This window comes from Exiguobacterium undae DSM 14481, assembly GCF_000620805.1.
In the GTDB taxonomy this organism is placed as follows: domain Bacteria; phylum Bacillota; class Bacilli; order Exiguobacteriales; family Exiguobacteriaceae; genus Exiguobacterium_A; species Exiguobacterium_A undae.
In genome coordinates this window covers 2002129-2027477 of the sequence record NZ_KK211187.1, presented here as the reverse complement: position 1 = coordinate 2027477, position 25349 = coordinate 2002129, and the positions used below count along the sequence as shown (strand labels likewise).

The following is a 25349-nucleotide window of genomic DNA, read 5'->3' as shown; positions in this document are numbered from 1 at the left end:
TTTAGCTTTGGAAATAAAATTCGTAATCGCGCCAGTCGATGGCGTGTTCACGGAGCGCTTTTTTCAAGAATTTATGATCGCGTTTTGGTGTCGCGGAGATATACCCTTTAACGACGAGCTCAGATGTCATCTTCGACGCCCGTTCTTCCAAGGCAAACTGTCCGATCCGTCCTGCGATTTTTCGACGTGCCACATCCCGAAAAGCTGCCGGGACAGGCATGACCAGTGCATTTAATAAATCAAGTGTTTCATCCGTCCATAAATGGCGGGTCTGGTCGATGTATTCATCTTCCCAGTCCATCATCGATTTGCCGTCTTCTTTCGGAAGCTTCTTTAGGAACTTCCGGAACATGAAGAAACCGCCAATCGCCATCAGTGTGATCATGATAAAGCCCCAGAGCAAAATTCCGTTCATGAACCATGCCATCCGTGACTCATCCCCCTTTCAACATCACTTATAGATTAGCATAATTTTTTTGGTCATGCTATGATAAATGACGGAGAAAGCGAGGCGGAACGATGTTACAACCTTATGTACAATTGGATGAATCCGGGCGGCCGCAAAAAGGTCTGTTACCGGAGACGGCGGACGGTCGTGTCGTCGAATTCTATTATGATACGAGCGGAACGGACATCACCGTCGTGTTCGTGACGATTCCGTCTCAAGATGCCAGCCGGAAGCGGGCATTCACTGTCGGGAAGACGTTTAAGACGATCTCGACGCTTGAAGACTTTACGTTGTTGCGGTACGACTTGACGGATCACACCATTCTCGCAACCCTTGAAATGTTTGCGGATGGATCGAAGCGTCAAATTGATGCTTCGAGATTGCTCGACTATTAAAAAGAAGGAGGTGCGGATCGCCGCGACTCCTTCTTTTTTTAATGACTGATTGAGATGATACCGTCCTCGATTGTGGCCTGACCGCCAATCGGAAACGTAAACAGCGGCATCGTATGGCCAAAGTCGGCACCGGCAATGACCGGAATGGATACCAACGAAGGATACAACTGCACCAAATACCGTAACTGTTCCTCGGTCATCTGTGTCGCGAGTTGGAAACGACCGAAGATGATCCCGCGGATGGAGTCCGCACCGGGCTGTGCCATTAAGGAAGCAAAGTCACGGGCGAACGTCGCCGGATGGACTTCATAATCATCTTCAAGAAACAGGATGCTGTCGCGCAAGTCCGGGAAATAAGCAGTCCCTTGCAGGAGATTGAGCGTACACAGGTTCCCGCCGAGCAGGCGTCCTTGTCCAGAACCGGCTGACAAGATAACCTGTCCGGGGTTCGGAAGCGTGACGGACTTGCCGTCCTGCGTATCATGCCAATTGCTGCTCGACTGAATCGTTAACGGATCATCCGTGAACAGCATCTGTTTGAACGCTTGGAGCGTGTAGGCATCACGCGCGGCCAGTCCACGCAACATCGGTCCGGAATAGGTGACAAGACCACTTTTCGTGAAGATCGCTTGACTGAGTGCCGTGATGTCTGAAAACCCGCAGAGGATTTTCGGATTTTGACGAATCAACGCGTAATCCAATCCGTCGAGTAACTCGTTCGAGCTGAACCCACCACGGACACACAGGATCGCATCGATGGAAGGATCGCTGAATGCCGTATGCAAGTCATCAATCCGACAAGCAGGATCACTTGACCCAAACGGATTGACGGCGCGGGCATGCTGGCTGATCGAGACCCGAAGACCCAATGATTCGAGCACGGTAATCGCACGATCAATCGTCTTGACGTCAACCGTCGCTAGACTTGATGCCGGAGCAAGCAGGCGGACGTGTGAACCGTCCGACAGCCGTTTCGGAACGATCGGTGTCAGTTGTTGTTCAATACACTCGATCCGGTTACCGAACGGATCCGCCGTGAAAAAACGGCGCCGGGGAGCGAGACGATCATCAAACTGAACCGGATAACCAGCTGCTCCTAAACGTGTTGCCACGTCGTCCAGATGCGAGAATGTCAGACCCGGGTGCGCTTTTTGAGCGGGTTGGAACGGTTCTTCGATGCCGAGGTGAAGCGCAGCGCCGTGATCTTCGAACCAGACGCCGCCACTCGCTTGGACACCGCTTGGTTTTTCGACTTCCTTCATATGTAAAAGCCCGGTATAAAACGACCGAGCTTGTGATTCTGAACCTGTTGGGGCAGCAAGCTGTACATGATCTAACATCGGTACACATCCTCTCAAGAATTAAACGATGAATTCAGTGACCCGTTTGAGTTCCCGTTCGACGAAATTCAAGTAAAAATGTCCGTCGATCCGGCGGTCCAGTTCTTGTGCGACTTCATAGATATTCGAGCGCAATACACCGAGATAGGCGACTTCCGCATGGCGGGCGGCGCGGTACGATGCGGCATAATGTGCGAGCAGGAATTGAAGGTAACCGCGGTCCGTCAGTAACGGAATCAATTGTTTTTTCTCTTCCATTGACCAGACATAGTTCGGGTCATAGTACATCTCCGCGTAAAGATGGTACGGTTCGTCACCGCCTGTAAAGAGCGGTTTGACGCGTTTGACTTCCTGAGTCAACTGGTCCGTCCAATCAAACCGGTCTTTCTTCCGGCTGATGAATAACGGTAAGATGTAAGGATGGGCTTGATCCGGCATCCGGGAACAACCCCGTTCATGGCGGATGGCTGCATAGAGCAGGAGGGCCCGGTCTTCGAATCCGCGTTCGATGGCATACGTCATCCGGCTGAAGCCTTCACAAGACGGACAGTCGCTCAGCTCGTCCGGTGGAGCGTCGACCCATTCGGCGAGGTAATGATCCGCCTGCTCTTCATCACCCAGTTTGCTGTAAAGCATGAAACCGATGTAGTCGCGTGTCCGGGAAAACCCATGGGTGTCACAAAAATCAACGAAACGGTCAAAATCTTCTTCGAGTAAAGCAACCGGCATATCTTCTTGTTCTGCCGCGTAGATTAAATAAGATTTATAATTCCAATACAGGTCCAGTTCCTGCTTTGGGGTCAAGGTCAATTCATCTTTTCGGATCCAATCCATCAATAAAGAAAATGAAACCAAAAAGGAGCGGAAGTGACCCAGGTCGAATTGGTTTTGAGAGAAGGTCCACAAGGCAAGGGGACGGAGTGTTGCATCGGTCGTATCTTCGAAAATCGTCCACAGGGATTCGCCGCGTTCAAGGGACGGATCGGCTTCTTTAAGACGAAGGTATAAACTGTTTAACTCTTCATGAGGGTTCATCTGTACCCCTCCTTTCTTATATAAGTATACCACGCACATCATCAGAAGGCGTCGATGAGGTCGGCGAACAAAAAAATGATTCCGCCCACGATTAATCGCGGCTCGGAATCATTTCAAGGATCTGTCGGTGTGTTGCGTTTGTTGGATGAAGTAAATCGCTTATCGTGTAGCTATTCAGGACTTGATGGAACGCAGCAATCGCGTCATCAAAAGCTTCACGTGCGGGATCTAGCGAGGGCAGCTCTGCTGCACCTTCGAGTGGATCTAAAAAATGAATCGTTGGTTCAAATAGCTGCACAACGTCACCGATATAAATTTCATCCGGCGGACTCGCTAAACGAAATCCACCACCGCGACCACGAACAGAATGGATTAAACCACTTTGTCCTAAACGATAGACGACTTTCATCAGATGATTTTTTGAGATGTCGTAACAATCCGCTACTTCCTGAATTCGGACAAGTCGATCAGAGTGTGCCCCGGCAAATAACAGGGATCTGATTGCATAATCCGTATAACGTGTCATGCGCATTTTTATCACCTACTTACCCATCATCCTAGAGAAGTATTTCTGGAAGTACAAGTTTGAATGTGTTAAATCAAAGATGCATTTTAGAGATTGAATTTAGAAGGCGATTTTGCCATAATAAGCGAGGAAAGGTAGGTCATGTCATGCATTTCGACCAAGCGTTACACCTGTTACAAACAGTCGGACCGGAGATGGAACAAAAAGGATTGCGGATTGCCAGCCGTTTTTATAAACAATTGGAAGACAAGCATAGCTCAACCTTGCAGGAATTTGAAAGTCAAGCGACTGCTTCTCAGAGTTTGGAGTTACGGATTCTGCGACTCGGACAGCTGTTAAAGCACGTGACGAATCAGGAGGAGTCCAGTGAACTGTTTAAATTGATTTTATTGAATGAAATCAATCAGACAAAATCGTTTATCATGACGTATCCGGAAATCGTCAGTACAGAACTTCTCTTGGCAATTCGGGCGGAACTGGAATTGGCACCGACGGATCCGGTAATGGAAGCGTGGGAAGTCGTCCATCATCAACTCGTCGAAACGTGCCGTCATTTTTATAAATATAAAACGCAAGGGAACTGGGCACGGCTCGACGTCTTATTGGTCGCGGAACATCATCACCTCGGAGCTGTCATCGATGAAGCACGGTATGCGCTGATGAGTGGGCGGAAAACAACGATTCTCCATGTCCGCAATAAAAAGCCATCTTCGAAGAAGCTGGCGACAGCACTGAATGTCCTGACGAAACAAGGATTGATCTTCCACAGTATGCAGACAGAAGAATGGGACGAACAACTCGAACAGTTCCTGAGATTAATTTCGATCGGCGACCCGATTACCTTTGCGAGTGGATCCAGCCGGTTCATTACCGAAGTACAACGGACGTTGGAACCGTTACCGGTCATATTTAGTCCATTCGTCGCGGACGGGGTCTTGCCTTCTTGACGGAACTCAAATGGTGAGATGACTTCAGAAGAACGCAGAAGTCCTGTTTGTCGTGAAAGCATCCTTAATGGTAAAATAATGGATAATTCACGCATGAGGGAAAGAGGGACAATGGATGCCGATGATTTATTTGACCCGTCACGGTGAGACGGAATGGAATATCGAAAACAGATTGCAAGGGTGGAAAAACTCTCCGTTGACCGCCAAAGGACAACTGTATGCTGAAAAATTAGGGCAACACTTGCAAGACATCCCGTTTCAAGCCGTCTACTCGAGTCCGAGTGAACGTGCACTTCAGACGGCGCAATTGATTTGTGATGGACGGATGACACCGATTCAGACCGATGCCCGCTTAAAAGAAATTCACATGGGCGAATGGGAAGGCAAGACACATGATTTCTTAAAACAGAATGACCTGGAAGCCTATACTTCGTTTTGGGAGACACCTCACCTGTACGTATCAAAGACGGGGGAGAGTTTTGATGTATTAAAAAATCGTCTTCTTGAATTTTTAAAAGTGATACAAGTGAAACATCGAGAAGAAACGGTTTTAATTGTGACACACGGCATCGCGATTAAAGTGCTGTTATCTCATTTCAAAGGGACTGCCATGGAGCACTTGTGGACGTCTTCCTTCATTCACGGGACCAGTCTGACGATTGTCGAGTCGACGGATCAGGGAGACGTGGTTCTGCTTGAAGGCGATATGACACACGCAAAGCAGGAAGCGTGATCTTCATTCTGTACATACAAAACCCCCGAACCGGACACTTACAACAAGTGTCTGATCCGGGGGTTTATTTGATGTCAATCTTGCACGATCAAGCGGATTGCGATAACCGTTTTGCCCGACGGATTGATCGGTCGAGTGCCAGGTAAACGAGACCGGACATGCAACAGGCGACCCCGACCCCGGCGAGCGCATATTGTCCGTTTCCGGAATCAAGGAACAGGGATCCGAGCAGCGGTGCCGTGACACCGCCGATCAACCATTGGATGCTGGCAGCACCGTTATAGGTTCCGCGCAAGTGTTCCGGTGCAATCAAGGCGATGAACGTCATTTGAACAGGGGACATGATCATCTCACCGAGGGTATAGAGGGCGTAGATGACCAGTAACACCGTCACGAGCACCAGATACTCCGTTCCGAGTGAAAAGAGATACGACGGAATGAAGGCGAGTAAAATCATACCGATTCCAAAAATACAGGCTCCGAGCAACATAACTTTTCCGAATGCTTTGCCGGACAGGCGGGCGGCGATCGGGAACTGGAACAAGACGACCATGATGCCGTTTAAGCCCATCAAGTACGGGAACGGATTTTTGTCGTTCGGCAGACCCGGCAAGGCTTCTTTCAGGAAAACCGGTAACATGCTTTCGACGAGGGCAAAGCCCATTGAGATGAAAACACCGGCTGCGATGAAAATTAAGAAGACATTGTCTTTGCGCAGGACGGTGAAGGCGGATAACTTCGGTTCGTCACCGGTGTGTTCGATCTGATCCGGTTTTGTTTCTTGGATGAAGATCAACAAGACGAGTGCATACACGAAAAAGACGGCGGCAGCAGCGTAGAAAATCAACGTTCGATCGACGAACAAAACGGCACTTCCGATCAGCGGACCAAACGCAGCCCCGACATTATGTCCCATCCGCAGGAGGCCAAACGATTCGTTGAGTCGTTCCGGCGGCGTGACATCGGCGACCATCGCACTGGCGGCCGGGTGGAACAAGGAATTCGTCAGACCGAGTAAGGCATTCATTAACAATAACGGCCAAAACGAATCGGCGAACGAGAAACCGATCAAGGCGACGACATCGCCGACAATCGAGATGACCATGAGCGGTTTACGGCCATACAAGTCGGCGAGATACCCGCCGAGGAAGGAACCGAACAATGAAGTGATCGGTCCGGTCGCCATGATGAGACCAACCAAAAAATACGAATCGAGTTGTTCGGAATAATACAGAACAAGAAATGGTGCAATCATGAACATCATGACTCCGGTAATCGTTTCCCCGACGAACCGGATCCAGATGTTGCGGTCAAGCTGTTTTAATGCAGTAAACATAAACAAAACCCCTTATACTTCCGTTTTTAGACCATAAAAAAGACGGATACGCACAAATATGGGCATACCCGTCCTGATATAAGAGGGCAGCATGTACGTATACGCATACGTACACCCTGCTTAATTAAAAATTAAACGATTGGGTGACGTACAGTTGTAGCCAATACGTGAATCGATGGTTGCTGATTAAATGATTGTGACATTGTACGTCTCCTCCTTCTTGTCATAGTAACTTCCTCGTCATCGTATAGAAGATCGAGCGGAGTTGTCAACTTGAAATCTGAAAATTAAGTCAACAAAGTGAAATGGACGAGACTGCGAAAATTCGGTATGATAGACTAGTTGCGAAAATGAGCGAGGTAACCACTTTTTAAGAAGATTTTTAATATATAGGTGAAAGGAATTACCCTACATGACAAAATTACTCCAAACCGAAGTCGAGAAACGCCGGATCTTCGGAATTATTTCCCACCCGGATGCCGGGAAAACGACATTAACTGAAAAATTCTTACTCCACGGTGGTGCGATTCGTGAAGCCGGATCGGTCAAAGCGCGGAAAAACTCGAAATTTGCGAAATCCGACTGGATGGAGATCGAAAAACAACGGGGAATCTCCGTTACATCATCCGTCATGCAGTTTGAGTATGACAAAAAAATCGTCTCGATCATGGATACACCGGGTCACTCCGATTTCGGGGAAGATACGTACCGGATCCTGACAGCCGTCGACTCGGCGATCATGGTCATCGATGCCGCAAAAGGGATCGAGTCGCAAACGAAAAAACTATTCCAAGTCTGTCGGATGCGCGGGATTCCGATCTTTACGTTCATCAACAAGATGGACCGCCAAGCGCGTGATCCACTCGAATTGATGGAAGAACTCGAGGAAGTCCTCGGTATTCCATCAGTCGCTGTCACATGGCCGGCCGGATCGGGTCAACAGTTTGAAGGCGTCTATGACCGCGTCAACGAGAAGTTCCATTGCTTCAAGAACGACCGTCTGACGATTGATCTCGGTGAAGAAGGACTCGCGAACGACCAGCTGGCGTCAACGATCAACAACGAGATGTACGATACGTTGGTGGATGAAGTCGATCTGCTCGACGGAGCGGGAAATGCGTATGACGAAGAGTTGATTGCGAAAGGTGAATTGACACCGGTCTTCTTCGGTTCTGCCCTGGTTGACTTCGGAATCACACCGTTGCTTGAGCATTACCTCAACTTATCACCGTCGCCGACACCACGTGAGTCGAACAAAGGACAAATCGAGCCGGCACAAGAATTCTTCAGCGGCTTTGTCTTCAAGATTCAAGCGAACATGAACCCGAATCACCGTGACCGGATTGCCTTCGTGCGGATCTGTACCGGAAAATTCGACCGCGGCATGGAAGTCGTCCTGACGCGGACCGGCAAAAAAATGAAGTTATCCCAATCGACGCAGTTCATGGCAGACGAGCGGGAAACGGTCAACGAAGCGTTTGCGGGAGATGTCATCGGTCTGTATGATTCCGGTAACTATCAAATCGGCGACACGATCACGAACGGTGATCCAAGTCTTCAGTACGAAGCATTGCCGACGTTTGCACCGGAATTGTTCCTCAAAGTCTTTACGAAAAACGCACTGAAATCAAAACAGTTCCAAAAAGGTGTGGAACAGCTCGCCCAAGAGGGAGCGATTCAGGTCTACAAGACGGAATACAACGAGATCATCCTCGGCGCAATCGGACAACTTCAGTTTGAAGTCTTCGAACACCGCCTTAAAGGAGAGTACGGCGTTGACATCTTAAAAGATGCGGCGAACTTCCAAGTCGCGAAGTGGGTCAAGGTGACGGAAATCAGTGAAGTCAAGAAATTGACGGATTCACGGACCGTTCTTGTCTACGACCGTTGGGAAAATCCGGTTCTGTTGTTTGCCAACGACTTCGTTTACGAACGATTCGTTCAGAAAAATGACGGTGTCATCACGCTTGTTGATTCACCACAGTTACTCAAAGATTAATCGAAGTGGGACGTGTTTTTCCGATTCAGCGGAAGACACGTCTTTTTTTCGTTTTGAGATGACGAAACAAGGGTAAAAATTGGAGTCTGTAAATTCATATCTCTTTGAGAGGAATGGTGTTGACGATGGCAAAGAAATTTATCGGAATTTTTCATGATGAGTCGAGCTTACATCAGAAAATGCAAGCGTTAAAAGAGCAAGGTCACAAGGACTCCGATTTTTCAGTGGTTGGACGGGACGAAGCGGCGGATGAGGCGTCCGGTGCGTCATGGATTGACCAGATCAAATCAAAATTCAGTCACGAACCGCCACTGCGTGAAACATTAAAGCGGGTGGGGCATTCCGATCAAGAGGCAGAACAACATTATCAAGAAGTCGAGCGGGGCGGAATCGCGCTGTTCGCAAAAGACCGACATGACGATCATGACCATGGACATAATCATGATCATTCACGCGACCACCTGCATGACGAAGGGCACCGGCATGATGGAAAAGTTGAAAATCCGGGCGTCAACGATTATGAGTCGGAACACGAATCCGATCACGATAAAAGCGATCGTTCAAAATGGAAAGCGGACGATATAGACTAAATCCTCGACGCAAAACTGAGATACTCAGTTTTGCGTCTTTTTTTAGGAAAAGTGAAGTTTGTTCATTACCGCTTTAAAAATCGCCGATGCTATACTGGTGGTATCAAAGAGGTGAAGAAAATGAAAAAAACAGTAGCAGCGTTAGCCGGACTCGGCGTCCTGGGAGCGGTCTTCATGACCCGTTATCCGTTATTCGGTCGCCGGCCGTCAAAAGCAGATCAACAGCAGTATACGCGTTCGCGTCAGTTTTCGAACGGAAAGTTTCAAAATGAATTACCGTTCCAACTGAAGATGGAATGGGAGACAATGAAAAGTATTTTAAAGGATTACGGTCGGGAATTACCGTCGTTAAAGCCGGTCAAGCCGTTACCGGTCGTACCGTTTGAACGACGGACGGACGGAACCGAGCCGCGGGTGACCTGGTTCGGACATTCGGCGTTCCTGCTTGAACTCGATCAACAGACGATTTTCTTTGATCCGATGCTCGGCCGGGCGCCGTCACCGTTCCCGAAACTCGGAGGCGGACGATTCCAAACGACGGCACCGGTCGATCTCGATGCGTTGCCGCCGATTGATCTTGTCATCTATTCGCATGACCATTACGATCACTTGGATTATCATTCGATCTTGGCGTTAAAAGACCGGGTCGGGCGATTCATCGTCCCGCTTGGTGTCGCAAGCCGCCTAAAAGGCTGGGGAGTGGATCCGGACCGGATTACGGAACTCGATTGGCACGAATCGGTCGAGACGAATGGTCTCCGATTGACGGCAACACCTGCCCGGCACTATTCGGGACGAAATGGTCTTGATCAATTTTCGACGCTTTGGGCGTCATGGGTAATTGAGGGGTCGAAGAAAGTCTTCTTCAGCGGAGACAGTGGCTACGGTCCACACTTTAAGGCGATCGGGGAACAGTATGGTCCGTTTGATGTCACCATCATGGAATGTGGCCAATACGATACCCGGTGGTCGAGTTCACACATGTTGCCGGAACAGACACTTGCTGCGCATCTCGATGTCAAAGGGGACGTGCTGATTCCGGTCCACTGGTCGGCGTTTACACTGGCATTTCATCCGTGGTACGAACCGGTCGAACGTTTGCTGAAGGAAGCTGCGAAACATGAGGTGTCGGTCGTGACACCGATGATCGGTGAAAGTGTCACCGCTGCCAGTGAAACACGCAGATGGTGGCGTGAGGTACGGTGAAGTGAAGTGAAGTGAACTGAAGTGAACTGAAGTGAAACTCGTCTTCCTTTCCCGTGCTTTCCTCAGGCGAGACACGAGCCGCGGCGCCTGTCCCTTTCGGACGAGGAGCCGGGTCTCGTTTGTCTCTGACAGCGCGAAAAGCACGCGCTTTTTCCTGTAGGAGTCACGGGAAGAAGCCGAGTTTAACAAAAAGTTCGTAAGACGAGAATGATTTTTAATCGTTCTCGTTTTTTTAGGTATATTCATCTTTTTGAAAGGAGAAATTTATTTTGAGAGAACAATTGAAGTTATTAGATGAATTGTCTCAATATAGAAATGCTAAAGAAATGTCGACCTATTACAAGTTTGTAATTGATCAAGCTGAAAAAGACTCTGTGACTTCAAAGTTATTACTTTTAAAAAAAGGTCGCTTTAAAGAATTTTGCGAAGAGTTTACACCGGCATATATTTTCTCAATGTCGCCTTTTTTTCCAGAAGGAGCACAATTAAAAGTTGTTTTAGGAAACCAAGGATACGATTTTTTGATGAAAAAGACTGATGGAGCAGTTGAGAAATTTGAAGTGAGTTCTTACATAGACGGGCAAGAAGATACAAAAATCTCACAGAAATTAAATGAAGTTGGAAGATGGCAATCACGATTAAGCAGTCTAGAGTCTCTCGAGGAGAAAAGAAATATCTTTCTTGAAAAGACAAAGCAGAATATCATCAAAAAATCTCAAAAAAATTATGACGATGTGACATTGATTTTTTCTACGACGATATTTACATTAGAACCCTTTGCCGAAAATCACGAGTACTTGCTTCAGGAAAAAATCATCGAATATATAAAAGAAACAACCTTTCATGCTAAAGGAGTTTATCTGATAACGGATAATGGAAATGCAATTGAGTATAGTGCTGCGCATGTGCTTCGGATTAAATAAAATTAAATCTTTAAAACCATTATGATTAAGTGAACCTTACAAACAAAAAACATCCCCGTTCTTTCGCTTATTGCGAGAGGGCGGGGATGGTGTGTTTTCGGAAAGATTAGCTAGCAAGTCGTTCTGATTTGGCATCACGTCGTGAACGGAAACGTTCGATGACTTCAAACCCGAGCACAAGCATCGTCCCAATCAATAAGCCGTTACTGAAGAACGGACGTAACGTCAGCGGCAGGATTTCCGCCAAAACCGTCGATTGCAACAGAATGCTGATTCCGATGACGGCACAAATCGCAAAGGCATGTTTGCGACGACTGGTCGTCATGCTACTTTCAGCAGACTGCCAGGCAATCAGGAACATGTGCGGTAACGTTGCGAGCAAAGCCGCACTGGCGACACTGCGCGGCAACGTCGCGATGATGCCGATGATGCTCGGGAAAAACCCGACCAGAGCGATGACAAGTGAAGCAATCAAAAACGGCCGGCGTTCCTTACTTCCCGTCTGGGCGATGAAACCACTTGTGATCGGCAACGGGACCGGAACGAGCGTCGAGAACGTCGCCGCGATTAAGTGAATGATTCCTTCGACCGTCAGCCCCTGATTCAAGGCCCCTTTCTTCTGAATCGTCGCTTCGACGGCGCTTAACGCGGCAATCAAGTTGACGATCAAAAGAATCGCAAACGGAATCGCAACCAAAAAGGCACTGCCGTCAAATTGCGGCATCCCGAACGGTAAGGCGGCCGGAACGGCGAAGACACCGGACGCTTCCGGTAACGACGGACGGCTGACCAACCAGCCGACGACTATTCCGATCATCAAGGCGAACGGACGGAGGCGGGTCGGACCAAATTGACTGAGTCCGAGGACAAGCAGGAATGTCAGAATGCCGGCAAGACGTGTTGCTTCGACGGCGAGAACGGCACCAAGCATGACGCCGGTCAGTTGAATACATAATAAAAGCAAAAACGTTCCGCTGACGAGCGGCGTAAAGACTGGTAATAAAAAACGGGTCCATCCCGTCAACCCGAGGAAAATCAAGACAACGCCGGCAATGACGACAGCGGCCATCGCAATCGTGAAGGCCGTCTTTGAATCGACCGGCAACGCGGCGATGACGACAAAGATGCTGACCCATGAGCCGGCAGGACCGGACACGATCGGTAAACGGTGACCGAACAATCCATGGAGAAAACAGGCAATTCCTCCGACAAAGAAGGAGCGTTGGACAAGTGCGGCCGTCTCGACACTCGAGAGATCAAACAGGCTCGCGACGACGATTGGCAAGGCAATCGTATTGGCTAATAAGAAAATAATCCACTGGACCGTGGACGTCGTACGTTTCACAAAAATCGTCTCCTTTAAAAATCGCTGATTTCAGCATCGTATCATATGATTGATGTTATGATTCATACATATTTACGACTGAAAACATATGAAAGAGATGATGAATATGGATTTACGCCAATATCGGTATTTTTGCGCGGTCGTCGAAGAACAATCCGTCACACGGGCGGCGGAACGACTGCGGATGGCACAGCCTGCTTTGACCCAACAAATTCGGAAGATGGAAGAGTTGCTTGGTGTACGGCTGATTGAACGGGCGGGACGCGGCATCCGGATCACGGCGAGCGGCGAGCGGCTGTATGAACGCGCCGTCTCCTTGTTGCGGTATGAAGCGGAAACCCGGATTGAAGTCAGTGACATCAAGGAAGGACGGACCGGCATCTTACGGATCGGAGTCAATACGTTGTCCGCCGGTCGATTGACGGGATGGGTGCAAGAGATGAAACGACGACATCCCCGGATTACGTTGCAAATTCATCAGGGCGAGTCCGCTGCCTTGATTGATCGTTTGAAGGATCATGCGATCGACGTGGCACTCGTCCGGTTGCCGATTGAGGCACAAGGTGTCACGATCGAGTGGATGGAAGAGGAACCGTTTTATCGAGTCCATCATCCCGACTTCCCGGATGCCGACGTTATCATTCCGAGTCAGGAAGGACTTGGTGTCTTTCAGACGCTCAGCCAGCAGTTCGGGGTTGTCTCGCAGGAAACCTGTTCCGACGTCTTGACCTTGATTGGACTTGTCCGCAGTGGACAAGCGGTGACACTGTTACCGGAAAGTACGCTCCGCGAGCTCGACATGACGGGACTGGTGCGGGAACGGTTACCGGACGCGACGAGTACGACGGCTCTTGTCTGGTTGACGGAAGACGGTCAATCGGCGTTGACCCAACAATGGGTCTCGATTGTCCACGAGTAAGAACGAATTGTTAAAAAAGGGATTTTATAGGATAATTGAATAAGAGACAGGAAGGTAAGGGGGAGGATGAAATGAGGACGATTCGCGGAAAGTACGGCGAAGCGAAGATTTTTACACACAATGTCGATGACATGACGATTGAACAGGTGACGGGGATGCTGAACGAAAACATTGCTGTCGACGGCAATGTCCGCATCATGCCCGATTGTCATGCGGGCAAGGGCTCGGTCATCGGCACGACGATGCGGATTCACGATAAAGTTGTTCCGAATCTCGTCGGTGTCGACATTGGCTGCGGCATGTTATGTACACAAATCAACCGTGAAGGAACAGCCGGCGTTGATTATGAGAAGTTGGATGCAACGATTCAGGCACTGGTTCCGAGCGGCATGTCCGTCCGCAATCAGCCGCACCGCTTGTCGGAACAGATTCCGTTTGATCAAGTGTTGGCACCGTTTAACGAAACACGCGCCCGGTTATCGATCGGCACGTTAGGCGGCGGCAATCATTTCATCGAATTGAATACAGACGAGGAAGACAATCTGTATCTCGTGATTCATTCCGGCAGCCGGAACCTCGGAAAAACGATTGCCGAACATTATCAAAAGTTGGCGGAAGCGTCACGATTCACCGTCGATACGGAGGCGATCGTCGCCTCACTGAAAGATCAGGGACGGGAGCAGGACATTCAAACAACGTTGGTCGAGCTGAAGAGTCAATTCAATGAAACCAATAAAGATTTGGCGTACGTGTCCGGTTCCGATATGGACAACTACCTGCATGACTTAAAAATTGCCCAACGTTACGCGGTACTGAACCGTCAAGCGATGACCGACGTCATTGTTGAAGCGATGGGCTGGTCGGTCACGGAACAGTTCGATACGATCCATAACTACATCGATCTCGAGCAGATGATTCTCCGGAAAGGTGCGATTTCGGCGCAAGCCGGTGAAGTCGCCATCATTCCGATGAACATGCGCGACGGTTCACTGATCGTCAAAGGAAAAGGCAATCCGGACTGGAACTATTCGGCGCCACACGGGGCAGGACGGATCATGTCCCGTTCGAAAGCCTTTAAATCCGTTGATCTGAAAGAGTTTGAAGCAACGATGCAGGACGTCTGGTCGAGTTCGGTCGTCGAATCGACGCGTGATGAGTCACCGTTCGTCTACAAGCCGATGGAAGAAATCATCCGGAACACGATGGATACGGTCGAGTTACTCAAAGTCATCAAGCCGCTCTATAACTTTAAAGCGAAGTGATTGGCGGAAGCCGGAGTGAACGTTGTTAAAAAAGTAGACATACCAAAATGCAACCTTTTGATTGGAAATGAATCAGAAGGTTGCGAGGTGTTTGCTTTCACAAGAGGAGTCAGGGAGAAATGAACTTATATGTGTCTTCGTCATGCGTAGTCTTTACGTATCCGGCTTTTAGAAGCACGGATTGCGAGGCGTGATTTTCAAGCTCGGTATAGGCGCAAACCTGTGTGACCTTCATGTCCTGCAGTCCGAACCGGGTAACTGTTTTAACGGCTTCTGTCATATAGCCGTAACCCCGAAAATCCGGTTTTAATACATATCCAATTTCGGCGATGTTATGTTGGTAGCCTCTGCAAAAACAGCAGTTCCCGATGAATTCACCGGTCGACTTTAAATAGAGTCCCCACGTGATGCCGTCCCCGTTGAGGTAATCAAGGGCAATCTGACTTAAAATCCGGATGACATCCCGGCTGTTCTCTGCCTGGTGACCATCGTAGACCGTAATCTCAATCATGTGGTTCGCTTCACTTAGCCGGATTTCTCTTAAGAGGAGCCGTTCGCTCGTCAGTTCAGGAAAGACGTCAAAGTAGTATTTTTCTTTCACGGGGCATGCCTCCTTGAATGTGCTTCTTACCTCAAGTGTACGTTATCCGATCCGAATCGGAAGCAAAACATCATCAAAACTAAAAATCCGTTCATTAATTCAGGAGGAGTTTACATGCAAAAGAAAGCCTTAGTCGTCATTGATATTCAAAACGACATGACAAAAAACTACAAAGAAGTCATCGGTACGATCAATCAGTCAATCGATTGGGCGGTTGAACAGGACATGCATGTGGTCTACATCCGGCACGAGAATTTATCGGCCGGAACCAGAACGTTTAAAACCGGGACACGTGGTGCCGAGTTGGCACCTGATTTGAACATCGTTTCAAATCATGTATTCACAAAATATAAGGGGAATGCCTTAACAAGTGAAGCGTTCACAGCATTTATTGAGCAAAACGACATCACCGACTTTTATCTGACCGGCGGCGATGCGACGGCTTGTGTCAAATCGACTTGCTTTAACTTACGTAAACTGGATTACGGTGTGACGGTGATCACGGACGGCATTACAAGTTACGATAAAAAGAAACTTCCGGAGATGATTGAATACTATGCGAAAAAGGGCAGCAACATCGTTCAGTTCAATGATTTACTTTCGGTTGATTAACAGTGTTGAAGGAGGGTGTTAACATGAAAAACGTCATCAAGTCACTGGTTGTTTTGTCCGTCTCATTAGGTCTGATGTTGACAGGTTTTCCGTCAAACGAAGCCGTGGCGAAAACGAAAAAGGAAACACAACATGACACCTTTAAAAAGCTGAAAATGAATGCCTCGATGACCAGTGCTGCGAAAGTCATGTATGGCAAGAACTATAAAAAACACCTGTGTGACCGCCCGGAAGATGAGGTGAAAGTTAATCTTTTGTGCAGTGGTGAATTGAACGATTCCAACACATACGATAAAAGCGGAAAGCTGAAATATTTGAAGTATGAGTTCTATCTGTACCCAGATGCAAAGGTATCGAATGAATCGGACAATCCGGATGAAGTGACGTTCCAAACGGTCCGCATGTTGCTCGTATTTAAATCAAAAGAACACAGTAAGCAGTTAAAACTTGTCGAAAAACATTGGTTTGACTCATCTGCTGTCAATTCCAAACGTGTCTATAACGATCAAAAGATTAAAAAAGGGATGACGAAAAAACAGTTGGATGGCGTGCTGACGGGAACAGGGATTGGAAAACATGAGAGAGTCGCGTATATCGACTATTCAAAAGTCGGAAAGCAAGCCGGTAAAAAACAGCCTGTTTTTCCAAAAGCGTACAAGACGTATTCTTATTCTGTCTTGAACCAGAAAGAGAATGTCCTCTATTACTTCGAAACGAAGTACAGTCGAACGAAAAAAGAGTACGTGGTTTCGTATGTCGATACGTGGACGCAAGACAATAAATGAAAAATGAGAGAACTCCCAAAGATGAAGGAGTTCTCTCATTTTTTATCTCTATTGAATCATTTTTCAGCATCATCAAACGCGATTTAATGATCAACGAATCGTTTTTAAAGCGCCAGCCCAAGGGATGACTTGATCAAGCATTTGATTAACGGAATCTGCTTGAACCGGTGCCGCTTTTAACACAGCTCCATTCTCAAAGTCAGTGAACAGCGAGAGGGCAGGGTGGACCCGGACGTCTGCGATCAATAATTCGCCTAAAATACCGCGTAAATGTTCTGCTGCGCGTGCGCCGCCGACTGAACCGTAGGAGACGATACCGGCTGCTTTGTTGTTCCACTCGACACGGAGATAATCGAGGGCATTTTTTAAGGAAGCGGCAATCGAGTGGTTGTATTCCTGTGTGATGAACACAAATCCATCCTGAGCGGCGATCGCTTCAGACCAGGCAGCTGCACCGGATGCATCGCCGTCTTTTTCGCCGAGCAGCGGCAATTTGTAGTCGGCGATGTCAATGATCGTATAGTTGGCGTCTCCACGTTTGTCCGCCAGTTCTTTGACCCAGTTCCCGACCTGTGGGCTTAAGCGGCCTTCCCGTGTTGATCCTAAGATAATTCCGATGTTTAATTTTGTCATGTTCGTTTCCTCCTCTTGTTGTGGTGTTTTCTTCGAACCAAATAAATTCTTGAACATACTCAATTTAATCCCTCCGGATCATAAATATTCTTTTTCGATCTTGCGTGTGCTGCGGACGGTATCGATCGGGCGGACCATTTGTTCGATTTGTTGACGTTGCGATTCGAGGAACGGTGGTAACGATAATTTCTCTCCGACTGTTTCGTACGGCTCGTCTCCCAAGAAACCGGGACCATCTGTTGCCCATTCGAACAGGACGCCGCGTGCGACACGTGCATACAACGATTCGAAGAAGAAGCGGTCCACGTAGCCGGATGTGTTGAATTGTAAGTCTTGCATCCGTTCGATCCATTCATTTAAAGCGGCTGTATCTTCCACCCGGAACGCCACGTGATGGACGGTTCCGAATCCTTGGCGTCCGCTCGGAAGGAGGAGGTTATGTTCGACGACGACCTGTGCTCCGTTACCGCCTTGACCCATTTCAAACAAATGCAGTGATCCTGCTTGATCAATTTCTCGCATCAGCATCGCTTTTTCTAAGACTTCTTTTAACCGGTCAAATTCGGCAATCCGGATGTGGATTGGACCCAAGCCGGTGATGGCGAATTCCAATGGAACCGGACCGTTTTGCCACGGAGTTCCGGAGGCAATGCCTTCGTTATGCTCGTCTGAAATCAGCATATACTGCTGGTCATCGAAATCGACGAACGAGAGGGTCTTCTTACCGAACTGTTCTTTAATGCCGCGATGCTTCACATCGTATTTATCGAATCGTTTGATCCAGTAGTGGAGTGCTTCGTCCGTCGGCACGCGGAAAGCGGTTTTAAAGATTTCATTTGTTCCGTGTGTTCCTTTTGGAATGCCCGGGAAGTCGAAGAACGTCATATCGGTACCGGCTGATCCTTTATCGTCAGCGAAGAATAAATGATAGGTCTGAATATCGTCCTGGTTAACAGTTTTCTTGACCAAACGCATGCCTAAGACGTTTGTGAAGAACTCATAGTTTTTCTCGGCACTGCTTGTGATGGCCGTGACGTGGTGGATTCCTTTTAATTCATTCATCTAAATCGCTCCCTTAATCGTTATTATCTCGAATTCGAGATATATAGGTAAAAAAATTTAATTATTTTGGGCTTGGTAGCCTATTTTTTTAGCAGTCTTAATGAACAATTCAATTTCCGCCTGGTCAATCCCTTGGAAAACCTGATTAATGGCTTGTTCATGTTCCGGAAAAATCGTATCCATTAACGTTTGACCTTCTGTGGTGAGTTCCGCAAATGTCACGCGCCGATCCTCCGGACAGGCTTGGCGGACGACGTAGTTCTTTTTTTCGAGCTTATCGATGACATAGGTGATGCTGCCGCTCGTAATCAATACTTTTTTCCCAATCAGCTGAATCGGTTGCCTTCCTTTGTGATACAACAACTCGAGTACGGAAAAATCAGTCGGATTTAGTCCGGACTTCGCAACATCCTGTTTGATGACTTCATGAAGCGCGTCGACTGCGCGAACCATGACTGTCAGTGCTTTTAAGTTCGGATTCGGCTGTTCCATTTCGTTCACCTCTTTTATCTTCAATTCATATATCTTTAATTCGAGATAAATATACCATCTGTTTTTTATGGCGTCAATTGTTTTGATTGGTTTCTGATTACAGGAGCCGAAATCCATACAGTAATATAAAAAGAGACAGCCCGTATCGTACGGGTTGCCTTTAGGATGGGGGAATACTTCACCATTTCAGTTCATTTAAAAAAGTAAGAATGTCTTGGTTGATTTCGTTCATGTCTTTCCCTAACGTCATTAAATGTTTCGACTGCGCAAATCCTTTAACCGCTTTTTGATCCGAAGTTACGCTTTGGAAAATCTTCTCGGCACTCGTCTTGTACGAGGGGTCATCCATTTCCCCATACATGACGTAAACAGGAGAGACTACGGATGCTAAGTTGTCCCTTGTCCGGTTAATAAGTTGTTCAAAGTCGACCAATGAATCGAAGGGGAGGTGATCCAGTTCAGTCATTTCAGACTCAATCTGTTGCTCCTCTTTCCCTTCGAGTTGTTTATACCGCCGGGCATAATAAAATATTCGTTCTTTTAGAACGGCTGCTTCCTTATACATCGGGATGGATAGGGTGATTACCCCGTTGATCTGCAACTCCTGTGCCGCTTTTAAAGCAAGAACACCACCCAGTGAGAGACCGACGACTGCTATACGTTCAAACCCTTTGTCTTGCAACAGTTGATAACCGTCGAGAACATCCTGCCACCAGTCAGCTGGTCCGTAGTTCAGAAGTTCTTCTGCCGGCAGACCATGTCCACTGAGTGTCGGGGCGTAGCAGGAATACTGATTTTGTTGCAGATAGCTTCCAAGCTTTTTCATATCATTCGGATTACTAGTGAAGGAATGTAAGAGCAGAACAGCTTTTTTTCCACCTTCATAATAAAAGGGTTTTGGAGGTAATAGTCTCATAGAAAAGTAAGTCCTCATTTCGTAGTCTGTCTCTTTTTATGGATTTACGTTATTTCGTTCTCACTTCGTAATCAGATAAGATTGTATTTCCGACAGAAGTAAGCATCTCTGAGTTAACAAAAGAGTTTACTAGAAAAAGTAAGTTGTCTTTGCTGAAAACAGGATTGATCATCAGTGCTTTTTGTTCAAAAGCAAAGCGGTTTTGGTCATAATTCATGATCAAGTCTTTTAACTCGCGTAAGTCATTCTTTGAGAGATCAAACAGGATGATCGCTTCGTGTATCGTTGTATCTTCCATTGCATCCTGATGTAAATTTCCGAGTAAAGTCAATAAAGTACGATTATGAAATTTCAACTTTTCAATTTCCTCGATCAAATAAGTATACTTTTTATCAGACATATCTGAGATCATTCTCCTTTGATTACATATGATAGTATTGTATCAATTTACCATTGATTATCGCAGGCGATGTTGAATTTTCCTGAATAGAAATGAGTGGGAGGTGTCGATTAAATGCAGTTGCCTACACGACTTGGCACCGATGAGGCCGGCTATATTATTAATCAAACGAGTAGAATACATATACAAGTGATGTTTCGTCCTGTCATTGAAGAAGTTATAGACTTATTGAAAAAACAGTTTGGCGAAGTACTTCACAGCGTATACGTATATGGCAGTATCGGTCGCGGCACAGCCGTTGCAGGAAAATCGGATTTAGATTTGACGGTTATTGTAAGAGAGACTGTTCACATTGACGCTTTAAGAGAAGAAACAGAAGACTTGTTGGAGCGGCATCCTGAAATTATTAAAGTTGATTACGACATAGGCATCCTTGATACAGTGCTCAGTCCTGAGAATCTGTACGAATGGGGTTTTTGGATACGTCATGTCTGTTCATGTATAGATGGTTTCGACTTATCTGATCAGTTTCCAGATATGAAACCGGACGTGCGGATTAGTCGTGCTTTGAATCGGAATTTATCCGTTCAGCTGCGTATGGCTAATGAAAAACTAGAGGCCGGCGAGATGACTCAGATGGAAAAACGATCCCTTGTAAAACGGATGATTCGTGGCGCTTACTTGCACGTTAATGTAAAAGATCAAAGTTTTGCGTCCACCATTGAGGACAGCCTGTCTATACTGCGTCTGTATTTTCCTGAGAATATACTGATCGAGGATTTAGCGAAGTCCACTGACAAGATGGAGCTTTCAGATGAATGGTTACGTGAGTTGTTGCATCGATATGCGTTAACTTTTGTTTAACGGTTATCTGCCACGCGAGAGATTTCTTGTTCTGTTAAAAAAAGACGTAAAAAAGGAGATTCTATATGAAAACTAACACATTTTTAGACTGGGAAGTCAGTTTAAGTGAAGAACTCCATGCCGTCATTGATGAGAAAGCTAAGAAAATGGTAGTAATGGGTGGGTTTATAGAATTAAATGCTGTGCTCTGGGTGGATGAAGAAGGAGTCCTTCAATTGAAACCAACATGGGATTGCGTCATTTCTATCAATGCCGCAGAAAAAAAGATAACCATTCGACCGGCAGAATCATTCGATGAAATCTAAGGTGTTTTACAATAAGAACACGAATTTTAAGGAACAATGATATTTGACTGCCAGTAAGAATCACTAATGACTCGTGTTAAATTTGGTGGAACACAAAAACGCCCCCGAAACAACGGGGACGAAGCAACAATCTTTTTTCAATTAAACCGTCTCATCCGTAAACGTTTCACCGGTCCGGCGCACGGTCGCTCCGAGTTCAGCGGCAATCGCGTTGATCGCTTCCGAATCCTCGTTGACCTCACTGATGATGATGACGCCATAGTGGTCAGGATTAATCTGGTTGAGTGTCCGGTTAAACAAATCAAACGAATCGCGTTCGTTTTTTTCGTCACGGTTCGCCCCGATCAGGTATCCGGCGACGGAACCGACGAGCATGCCGAACGGTCCGCCGACAACGCCGACTGCCATTCCGATCATGGAACCTTTAAACGATTGATCCTGTTGCGTGAAGTCGATCGCATCGATGAAGGAGAAGCCGTCCGTCTCATTGCGCTCAGCGAGGACCATCTGTTCCATTTCAATCTCTTTGATCGCTTCGAGGTCCTTGATCATTTCAAAACCGGTTTTTGCTTTTTCCAGATCGTTGAAAATAATCGTCGTCACGACGTGTGTTGCATCGTTGTTTTTATATTGTGCCATAATTTCCGCCTCCAGAAAGTTCTGATGTCGTTCTACAATTTAGTAGTACCCGTAACAGAACCATTAAAAACTAGAAACGGTACGGCGTTGTAAGCATATGATTGATATAGCTTCTCAATTAGCCGATAAGTAAAACTTATCGAAGGTCTTTTGTTCTTTCAAATTGTAACGAGACCCATATTATACTATGATAGAGCTGTACAAGTAAGCGGTATCAGGGGCTTGATGTCGTCAACACTTAAAGGGGGAATCAGCATGAAGCAAACGCAACCAACGCAAGACGTGTTTGGTGCACGCCGTTCGTTTGAAGCAAACGGTAAAAATTACAACTATTACAGCCTTGAAAAATTGGAAGAACTCGGTCTGACGGAAGTCAAACGCCTTCCATATTCCATCCGTGTTCTGCTTGAATCCGTCCTTCGTCAACAAGACGGTCGTTCGATCACACAAGAACATGTCGAAAACTTGGCGAAATGGGGAACTGCCCAAGTGTCGAATGATATCGATGTGCCGTTCAAACCGTCACGCGTCATCTTACAAGACTTCACGGGTGTTCCGACAGTCGTCGATCTCGCGTCACTCCGTAAAGCGATGCAAGACCTCGGTGGAGATCCATCGGTCATCAACCCGGAAGTTCCGGTTGACCTCGTCGTCGACCACTCGGTTCAAGTCGATGCTTACGGATTCGCCGGCGCACTCGCTGAGAACATGGACCTCGAGTTCGAACGCAACGAAGAACGTTACAAATTGTTACGCTGGGCGACAACGGCATTCGACAACTACCGTGCTGTCCCGCCGGCAACAGGAATCGTCCACCAAGTCAACCTTGAGTACTTGGCATCGGTCGTCCTTGAAAAGGAAACGACTGACGGTTCAGTTGACGTCTATCCGGATACACTCGTCGGAACGGATTCCCACACGACGATGATCAACGGACTCGGTGTCCTTGGTTGGGGTGTCGGTGGAATCGAAGCGGAAGCCGGCATGCTCGGACAACCGTCATTCTTCCCGGTTCCTGAAGTCATCGGTGTCCGCATCACGGGCGAAATGCATCCTGGAACAACAGCAACGGACGTTGCCCTCCGCGTGACGGAAATGCTGCGTCAAGAAAACGTTGTCGGGAAATTCGTCGAGTTCTTCGGACCATCCCTTCACCTGATGTCACTGTCTGACCGTGCGACAATCGCGAACATGGCGCCTGAATACGGTGCGACATGCGGATTCTTCCCGGTCGATACGGAAACGTTGACGTACCTCCGTCTGACAGGACGCGAAGAAGCGTTGATCGAAAAAGTCGAAAACTACTCAAAAGCAAACGGTTTGTTCTACACGCCGCAAAACGAAGATCCAACGTTCACGAAGACGGTTGAACTTGATCTGTCGACCATCGTTCCTGCCCTTGCCGGACCAAAACGTCCACAAGACCGGATCGATTTGACGGACGTTCATACGTCGTTCCAAAAAGCGTTGACAGCACCACAAGGAAACGCCGGTTTTGGTCTTGCTGAAGAAGAAGCAAGCAAAGTCGCTGTCGTTCAATTTAAAGACGAAGCGGTTGAAATGCGTACGGGAGACCTCGCGATCGCAGCAATCACGAGCTGTACGAACACATCGAACCCGTACGTCATGATCGGTGCCGGACTCGTTGCGAAAAAAGCAATCGATCTTGGACTGACGGTTCCGAAATACGTCAAGACATCACTTGCACCGGGATCAAAAGTCGTTACGGATTACCTTGAGAAATCAGGACTTCAGCCGTACCTCGATCAACTCGGTTTCAACACAGTTGGTTACGGTTGTACGACATGTATCGGAAACTCGGGTCCACTTGACCTTGCCGTCGAAAACGCGATCCTCGGATCAGACCTGCTCGTCTCGTCTGTCCTCTCAGGAAACCGGAACTTCGAAGGACGGGTTCACCCGCTCGTGAAAGCCAACTACTTGGCATCACCACCACTCGTCGTCGCGTATGCGATTGCCGGAACGGTTGACGTGGACATCATGAACGCGTCACTCGGAACAGGCAAAGACGGACAAGAAGTCTTCTTCGCGGACATCTGGCCGTCACGTGACGAGATCCAAACGATTATCAACACGGTCGTCACACCGGAAAGCTTCCGTGCGGAGTACGATTCGGTCTTCACAGGAAACGAACGTTGGAACAACCTTGACGTGCCGACGGGCGATCAGTATGACTTCGACGAAGCGTCGACATACATCCAGAACCCGCCGTTCTTCGAGAACTTGGCGAAAGAAGCCGGTCACGTCGAAGCGTTGAACAACCTCCGTGTGTTCGGTAAATTTGCGGATTCCGTCACGACGGACCACATCTCACCAGCCGGTTCGTTCTCGAAAACGACACCAGCCGGACAATACCTCGTCAATAAAGGGGTTGCACCAAAAGACTTCAACTCATACGGTTCACGCCGTGGTAACCACGAGATCATGATGCGCGGAACATTCGCGAACATCCGGATCCGTAACCAAGTCGCTCCAGGTACAGAAGGCGGCTTCACAACGTACTGGCCAACAGGCGAAACGATGGCGATGTACGATGCTGCGATGAAGTACAAGGAAGATGGCACAGGTCTTGTCATCCTCGCCGGTAAAGATTACGGGATGGGTTCATCACGTGACTGGGCAGCGAAAGGTACAAACCTTCTTGGTGTCAAAGCCGTCATCGCTGAGAGCTTTGAGCGGATTCACCGTTCGAACCTCGTCATGATGGGTGTCTTGCCACTCCAATACGCGGCCGGCACATCGGCTGAATCGCTTGGCTTAACAGGCGAAGAAGCGATCAGCATCGCGATCGACGAGTCAGTTCGTCCACGTGACGTCGTCGAAGTCACAGCAACAGCCGCTGACGGAAAAGTCACGAAGTTCGAAGCAATCGCTCGTTTCGATTCAGAAGTCGATATCGATTACTACCGTCACGGTGGAATCCTACCGATGGTTCTCCGCGAACGCTTGCAAAACTAAACCGTTTACATTAACGTTTGAGGTGGGGGCAACCCCACCTTTTTTGATGCAGAAAGG

27 protein-coding genes are annotated in these 25349 nt (G+C 47.7%); 14 read left to right on the top strand and 13 right to left on the bottom strand.

Annotated elements, in window-relative coordinates:
* Window position 1: 1 nt before the first annotated feature.
* The gene (locus P397_RS0111345; protein ID WP_026833375.1) at window positions 2–427 is read right to left on the bottom strand and encodes a DUF2621 family protein; all 426 of its coding nucleotides are present in this window, start codon (window positions 425–427) and stop codon (window positions 2–4) included.
* Window positions 428–519: 92 nt separating this feature from the next.
* Between P397_RS0111345 and P397_RS0111340 the strand changes: the two genes are divergently transcribed.
* Window positions 520–843 carry a hypothetical protein gene (locus P397_RS0111340; RefSeq protein WP_028106631.1) on the top strand — a complete coding sequence of 108 codons (324 nt, stop codon included), beginning with the start codon at window positions 520–522 and terminating at the stop codon, window positions 841–843.
* Window positions 844–881: 38 nt separating this feature from the next.
* Here P397_RS0111340 and P397_RS0111335 read toward each other — a convergent pair whose 3' ends face one another.
* The 3 genes from P397_RS0111335 to P397_RS0111325 form a co-directional block, all read right to left on the bottom strand.
* Window positions 882–2183, bottom strand: coding sequence for an LD-carboxypeptidase (locus tag P397_RS0111335; RefSeq protein WP_051524016.1), 1302 nt, complete (start codon window positions 2181–2183; stop codon window positions 882–884).
* A 21-nt stretch (window positions 2184–2204) separates the two neighbouring features.
* Window positions 2205–3218 carry a hypothetical protein gene (locus P397_RS0111330; RefSeq protein ID WP_026833372.1) on the bottom strand — a complete coding sequence of 338 codons (1014 nt, stop codon included), beginning with the start codon at window positions 3216–3218 and terminating at the stop codon, window positions 2205–2207.
* Window positions 3219–3309: 91 nt separating this feature from the next.
* Entirely contained in the window at window positions 3310–3750 is a 441-nt protein-coding gene (locus tag P397_RS0111325) for an RrF2 family transcriptional regulator (protein ID WP_026833371.1), read from the bottom strand.
* A 140-nt stretch (window positions 3751–3890) separates the two neighbouring features.
* Between P397_RS0111325 and P397_RS0111320 the strand changes: the two genes are divergently transcribed.
* Both P397_RS0111320 and P397_RS0111315 read left to right on the top strand, forming a co-directional pair.
* A complete protein-coding gene (locus P397_RS0111320) occupies window positions 3891–4691 on the top strand; it encodes a globin family protein (protein ID WP_028106629.1) in 801 nt (266 codons plus the stop codon).
* Window positions 4692–4806: 115 nt separating this feature from the next.
* Window positions 4807–5424: a histidine phosphatase family protein gene (locus P397_RS0111315; RefSeq protein ID WP_028106628.1), complete on the top strand. Its 618-nt coding sequence runs from the start codon at window positions 4807–4809 to the stop codon at window positions 5422–5424.
* An 88-nt stretch (window positions 5425–5512) separates the two neighbouring features.
* Here the strand turns inward: P397_RS0111315 and P397_RS0111310 are convergent, their stop codons facing one another.
* Entirely contained in the window at window positions 5513–6760 is a 1248-nt protein-coding gene (locus tag P397_RS0111310) for an MDR family MFS transporter (RefSeq protein ID WP_028106627.1), read from the bottom strand.
* A 412-nt stretch (window positions 6761–7172) separates the two neighbouring features.
* On the opposite strand from P397_RS0111310, the gene P397_RS0111305 reads away from it, so the two are divergent.
* The 4 genes from P397_RS0111305 to P397_RS0111290 all read left to right on the top strand — a co-directional run bounded on the left by P397_RS0111305 (window position 7173) and on the right by P397_RS0111290 (window position 11478).
* Entirely contained in the window at window positions 7173–8759 is a 1587-nt protein-coding gene (locus tag P397_RS0111305) for a peptide chain release factor 3 (protein ID WP_026833367.1), read from the top strand.
* A gap of 125 nt (window positions 8760–8884) precedes the next feature.
* Window positions 8885–9349, top strand: coding sequence for a general stress protein (locus P397_RS0111300; protein ID WP_235183987.1), 465 nt, complete (start codon window positions 8885–8887; stop codon window positions 9347–9349).
* A 120-nt stretch (window positions 9350–9469) separates the two neighbouring features.
* Entirely contained in the window at window positions 9470–10555 is a 1086-nt protein-coding gene (locus P397_RS0111295) for an MBL fold metallo-hydrolase (protein ID WP_028106625.1), read from the top strand.
* 269 nt (window positions 10556–10824) lie between these two features.
* Complete coding sequence (locus P397_RS0111290; RefSeq protein ID WP_028106624.1) at window positions 10825–11478, top strand: hypothetical protein; 654 nt, start codon at window positions 10825–10827, stop codon at window positions 11476–11478.
* A gap of 106 nt (window positions 11479–11584) precedes the next feature.
* On the opposite strand, the gene P397_RS0111285 is transcribed toward P397_RS0111290, so the two are convergent.
* Window positions 11585–12823 carry a purine/pyrimidine permease gene (locus P397_RS0111285; RefSeq protein WP_028106623.1) on the bottom strand — a complete coding sequence of 413 codons (1239 nt, stop codon included), beginning with the start codon at window positions 12821–12823 and terminating at the stop codon, window positions 11585–11587.
* A 106-nt stretch (window positions 12824–12929) separates the two neighbouring features.
* On the opposite strand from P397_RS0111285, the gene P397_RS0111280 reads away from it, so the two are divergent.
* Complete coding sequence (locus tag P397_RS0111280; protein WP_026833362.1) at window positions 12930–13742, top strand: LysR family transcriptional regulator; 813 nt, start codon at window positions 12930–12932, stop codon at window positions 13740–13742.
* Window positions 13743–13813: 71 nt separating this feature from the next.
* Window positions 13814–15004, top strand: coding sequence for an RNA-splicing ligase RtcB (locus P397_RS0111275; RefSeq protein ID WP_028106622.1), 1191 nt, complete (start codon window positions 13814–13816; stop codon window positions 15002–15004).
* Between the two features lie 109 nt (window positions 15005–15113).
* Here P397_RS0111275 and P397_RS0111270 read toward each other — a convergent pair whose 3' ends face one another.
* A complete protein-coding gene (locus P397_RS0111270) occupies window positions 15114–15605 on the bottom strand; it encodes a GNAT family N-acetyltransferase (protein WP_028106621.1) in 492 nt (163 codons plus the stop codon).
* Window positions 15606–15719: 114 nt separating this feature from the next.
* Between P397_RS0111270 and P397_RS0111265 the strand changes: the two genes are divergently transcribed.
* Together P397_RS0111265 and P397_RS0111260 are read left to right on the top strand one after the other, a co-directional pair.
* Entirely contained in the window at window positions 15720–16217 is a 498-nt protein-coding gene (locus tag P397_RS0111265) for a cysteine hydrolase family protein (RefSeq protein ID WP_028106620.1), read from the top strand.
* 23 nt (window positions 16218–16240) lie between these two features.
* Window positions 16241–17002: a hypothetical protein gene (locus tag P397_RS0111260; RefSeq protein WP_028106619.1), complete on the top strand. Its 762-nt coding sequence runs from the start codon at window positions 16241–16243 to the stop codon at window positions 17000–17002.
* A gap of 90 nt (window positions 17003–17092) precedes the next feature.
* Here the strand turns inward: P397_RS0111260 and P397_RS0111255 are convergent, their stop codons facing one another.
* The 5 genes from P397_RS0111255 to P397_RS0111235 all read right to left on the bottom strand — a co-directional run bounded on the left by P397_RS0111255 (window position 17093) and on the right by P397_RS0111235 (window position 20505).
* Window positions 17093–17635 (bottom strand): NADPH-dependent FMN reductase, encoded by a 543-nt coding sequence (locus tag P397_RS0111255; protein ID WP_028106618.1) that lies wholly within the window; start codon window positions 17633–17635, stop codon window positions 17093–17095.
* A gap of 78 nt (window positions 17636–17713) precedes the next feature.
* Entirely contained in the window at window positions 17714–18697 is a 984-nt protein-coding gene (locus tag P397_RS0111250) for a ring-cleaving dioxygenase (protein ID WP_028106617.1), read from the bottom strand.
* A 57-nt stretch (window positions 18698–18754) separates the two neighbouring features.
* Entirely contained in the window at window positions 18755–19189 is a 435-nt protein-coding gene (locus P397_RS0111245; RefSeq protein ID WP_012370037.1) for a MarR family winged helix-turn-helix transcriptional regulator, read from the bottom strand.
* Window positions 19190–19367: 178 nt separating this feature from the next.
* Window positions 19368–20105: an alpha/beta hydrolase gene (locus P397_RS0111240; RefSeq protein ID WP_028106616.1), complete on the bottom strand. Its 738-nt coding sequence runs from the start codon at window positions 20103–20105 to the stop codon at window positions 19368–19370.
* 49 nt (window positions 20106–20154) lie between these two features.
* Complete coding sequence (locus tag P397_RS0111235; protein WP_028106615.1) at window positions 20155–20505, bottom strand: hypothetical protein; 351 nt, start codon at window positions 20503–20505, stop codon at window positions 20155–20157.
* A gap of 114 nt (window positions 20506–20619) precedes the next feature.
* Here P397_RS0111235 and P397_RS0111230 point away from each other — a divergent pair, with 114 nt between their 5' ends.
* A complete protein-coding gene (locus P397_RS0111230; RefSeq protein ID WP_028106614.1) occupies window positions 20620–21369 on the top strand; it encodes a nucleotidyltransferase domain-containing protein in 750 nt (249 codons plus the stop codon).
* 65 nt (window positions 21370–21434) lie between these two features.
* Complete coding sequence (locus P397_RS0111225) at window positions 21435–21674, top strand: hypothetical protein (RefSeq protein ID WP_028106613.1); 240 nt, start codon at window positions 21435–21437, stop codon at window positions 21672–21674.
* A 141-nt stretch (window positions 21675–21815) separates the two neighbouring features.
* Here P397_RS0111225 and P397_RS0111220 read toward each other — a convergent pair whose 3' ends face one another.
* Window positions 21816–22313, bottom strand: coding sequence for a hypothetical protein (locus P397_RS0111220; RefSeq protein WP_028106612.1), 498 nt, complete (start codon window positions 22311–22313; stop codon window positions 21816–21818).
* 255 nt (window positions 22314–22568) lie between these two features.
* On the opposite strand from P397_RS0111220, the gene acnA reads away from it, so the two are divergent.
* Complete coding sequence (gene acnA, locus P397_RS0111215) at window positions 22569–25292, top strand: aconitate hydratase AcnA (protein WP_028106611.1); 2724 nt, start codon at window positions 22569–22571, stop codon at window positions 25290–25292.
* The last annotated feature ends 57 nt before the right edge of the window (window positions 25293–25349 follow it).

Excerpts from the sequence above, each read along its gene's own strand:
- P397_RS0111345 (WP_026833375.1), bottom strand. The coding sequence starts at position 427 with ATGGCATGGTTCATGAACGGAATTTTGCTCTGGGGCTTTATCATGATC.
- P397_RS0111340 (WP_028106631.1), top strand. The coding sequence starts at position 520 with ATGTTACAACCTTATGTACAATTGGATGAATCCGGGCGGCCGCAAAAA.
- P397_RS0111335 (WP_051524016.1), bottom strand. The coding sequence starts at position 2,183 with ATGTTAGATCATGTACAGCTTGCTGCCCCAACAGGTTCAGAATCACAA.
- P397_RS0111330 (WP_026833372.1), bottom strand. The coding sequence starts at position 3,218 with ATGAACCCTCATGAAGAGTTAAACAGTTTATACCTTCGTCTTAAAGAA.
- P397_RS0111325 (WP_026833371.1), bottom strand. The coding sequence starts at position 3,750 with ATGCGCATGACACGTTATACGGATTATGCAATCAGATCCCTGTTATTT.
- P397_RS0111320 (WP_028106629.1), top strand. The coding sequence starts at position 3,891 with ATGCATTTCGACCAAGCGTTACACCTGTTACAAACAGTCGGACCGGAG.
- P397_RS0111315 (WP_028106628.1), top strand. The coding sequence starts at position 4,807 with ATGCCGATGATTTATTTGACCCGTCACGGTGAGACGGAATGGAATATC.
- P397_RS0111310 (WP_028106627.1), bottom strand. The coding sequence starts at position 6,760 with ATGTTTACTGCATTAAAACAGCTTGACCGCAACATCTGGATCCGGTTC.
- P397_RS0111305 (WP_026833367.1), top strand. The coding sequence starts at position 7,173 with ATGACAAAATTACTCCAAACCGAAGTCGAGAAACGCCGGATCTTCGGA.
- P397_RS0111300 (WP_235183987.1), top strand. The coding sequence starts at position 8,885 with ATGGCAAAGAAATTTATCGGAATTTTTCATGATGAGTCGAGCTTACAT.
- P397_RS0111295 (WP_028106625.1), top strand. The coding sequence starts at position 9,470 with ATGAAAAAAACAGTAGCAGCGTTAGCCGGACTCGGCGTCCTGGGAGCG.
- P397_RS0111280 (WP_026833362.1), top strand. The coding sequence starts at position 12,930 with ATGGATTTACGCCAATATCGGTATTTTTGCGCGGTCGTCGAAGAACAA.
- P397_RS0111275 (WP_028106622.1), top strand. The coding sequence starts at position 13,814 with ATGAGGACGATTCGCGGAAAGTACGGCGAAGCGAAGATTTTTACACAC.
- P397_RS0111265 (WP_028106620.1), top strand. The coding sequence starts at position 15,720 with ATGCAAAAGAAAGCCTTAGTCGTCATTGATATTCAAAACGACATGACA.
- P397_RS0111260 (WP_028106619.1), top strand. The coding sequence starts at position 16,241 with ATGAAAAACGTCATCAAGTCACTGGTTGTTTTGTCCGTCTCATTAGGT.
- P397_RS0111255 (WP_028106618.1), bottom strand. The coding sequence starts at position 17,635 with ATGACAAAATTAAACATCGGAATTATCTTAGGATCAACACGGGAAGGC.
- P397_RS0111250 (WP_028106617.1), bottom strand. The coding sequence starts at position 18,697 with ATGAATGAATTAAAAGGAATCCACCACGTCACGGCCATCACAAGCAGT.
- P397_RS0111245 (WP_012370037.1), bottom strand. The coding sequence starts at position 19,189 with ATGGAACAGCCGAATCCGAACTTAAAAGCACTGACAGTCATGGTTCGC.
- P397_RS0111240 (WP_028106616.1), bottom strand. The coding sequence starts at position 20,105 with ATGAGACTATTACCTCCAAAACCCTTTTATTATGAAGGTGGAAAAAAA.
- P397_RS0111235 (WP_028106615.1), bottom strand. The coding sequence starts at position 20,505 with ATGTCTGATAAAAAGTATACTTATTTGATCGAGGAAATTGAAAAGTTG.
- P397_RS0111230 (WP_028106614.1), top strand. The coding sequence starts at position 20,620 with ATGCAGTTGCCTACACGACTTGGCACCGATGAGGCCGGCTATATTATT.
- P397_RS0111225 (WP_028106613.1), top strand. The coding sequence starts at position 21,435 with ATGAAAACTAACACATTTTTAGACTGGGAAGTCAGTTTAAGTGAAGAA.
- P397_RS0111220 (WP_028106612.1), bottom strand. The coding sequence starts at position 22,313 with ATGGCACAATATAAAAACAACGATGCAACACACGTCGTGACGACGATT.
- acnA (WP_028106611.1), top strand. The coding sequence starts at position 22,569 with ATGAAGCAAACGCAACCAACGCAAGACGTGTTTGGTGCACGCCGTTCG.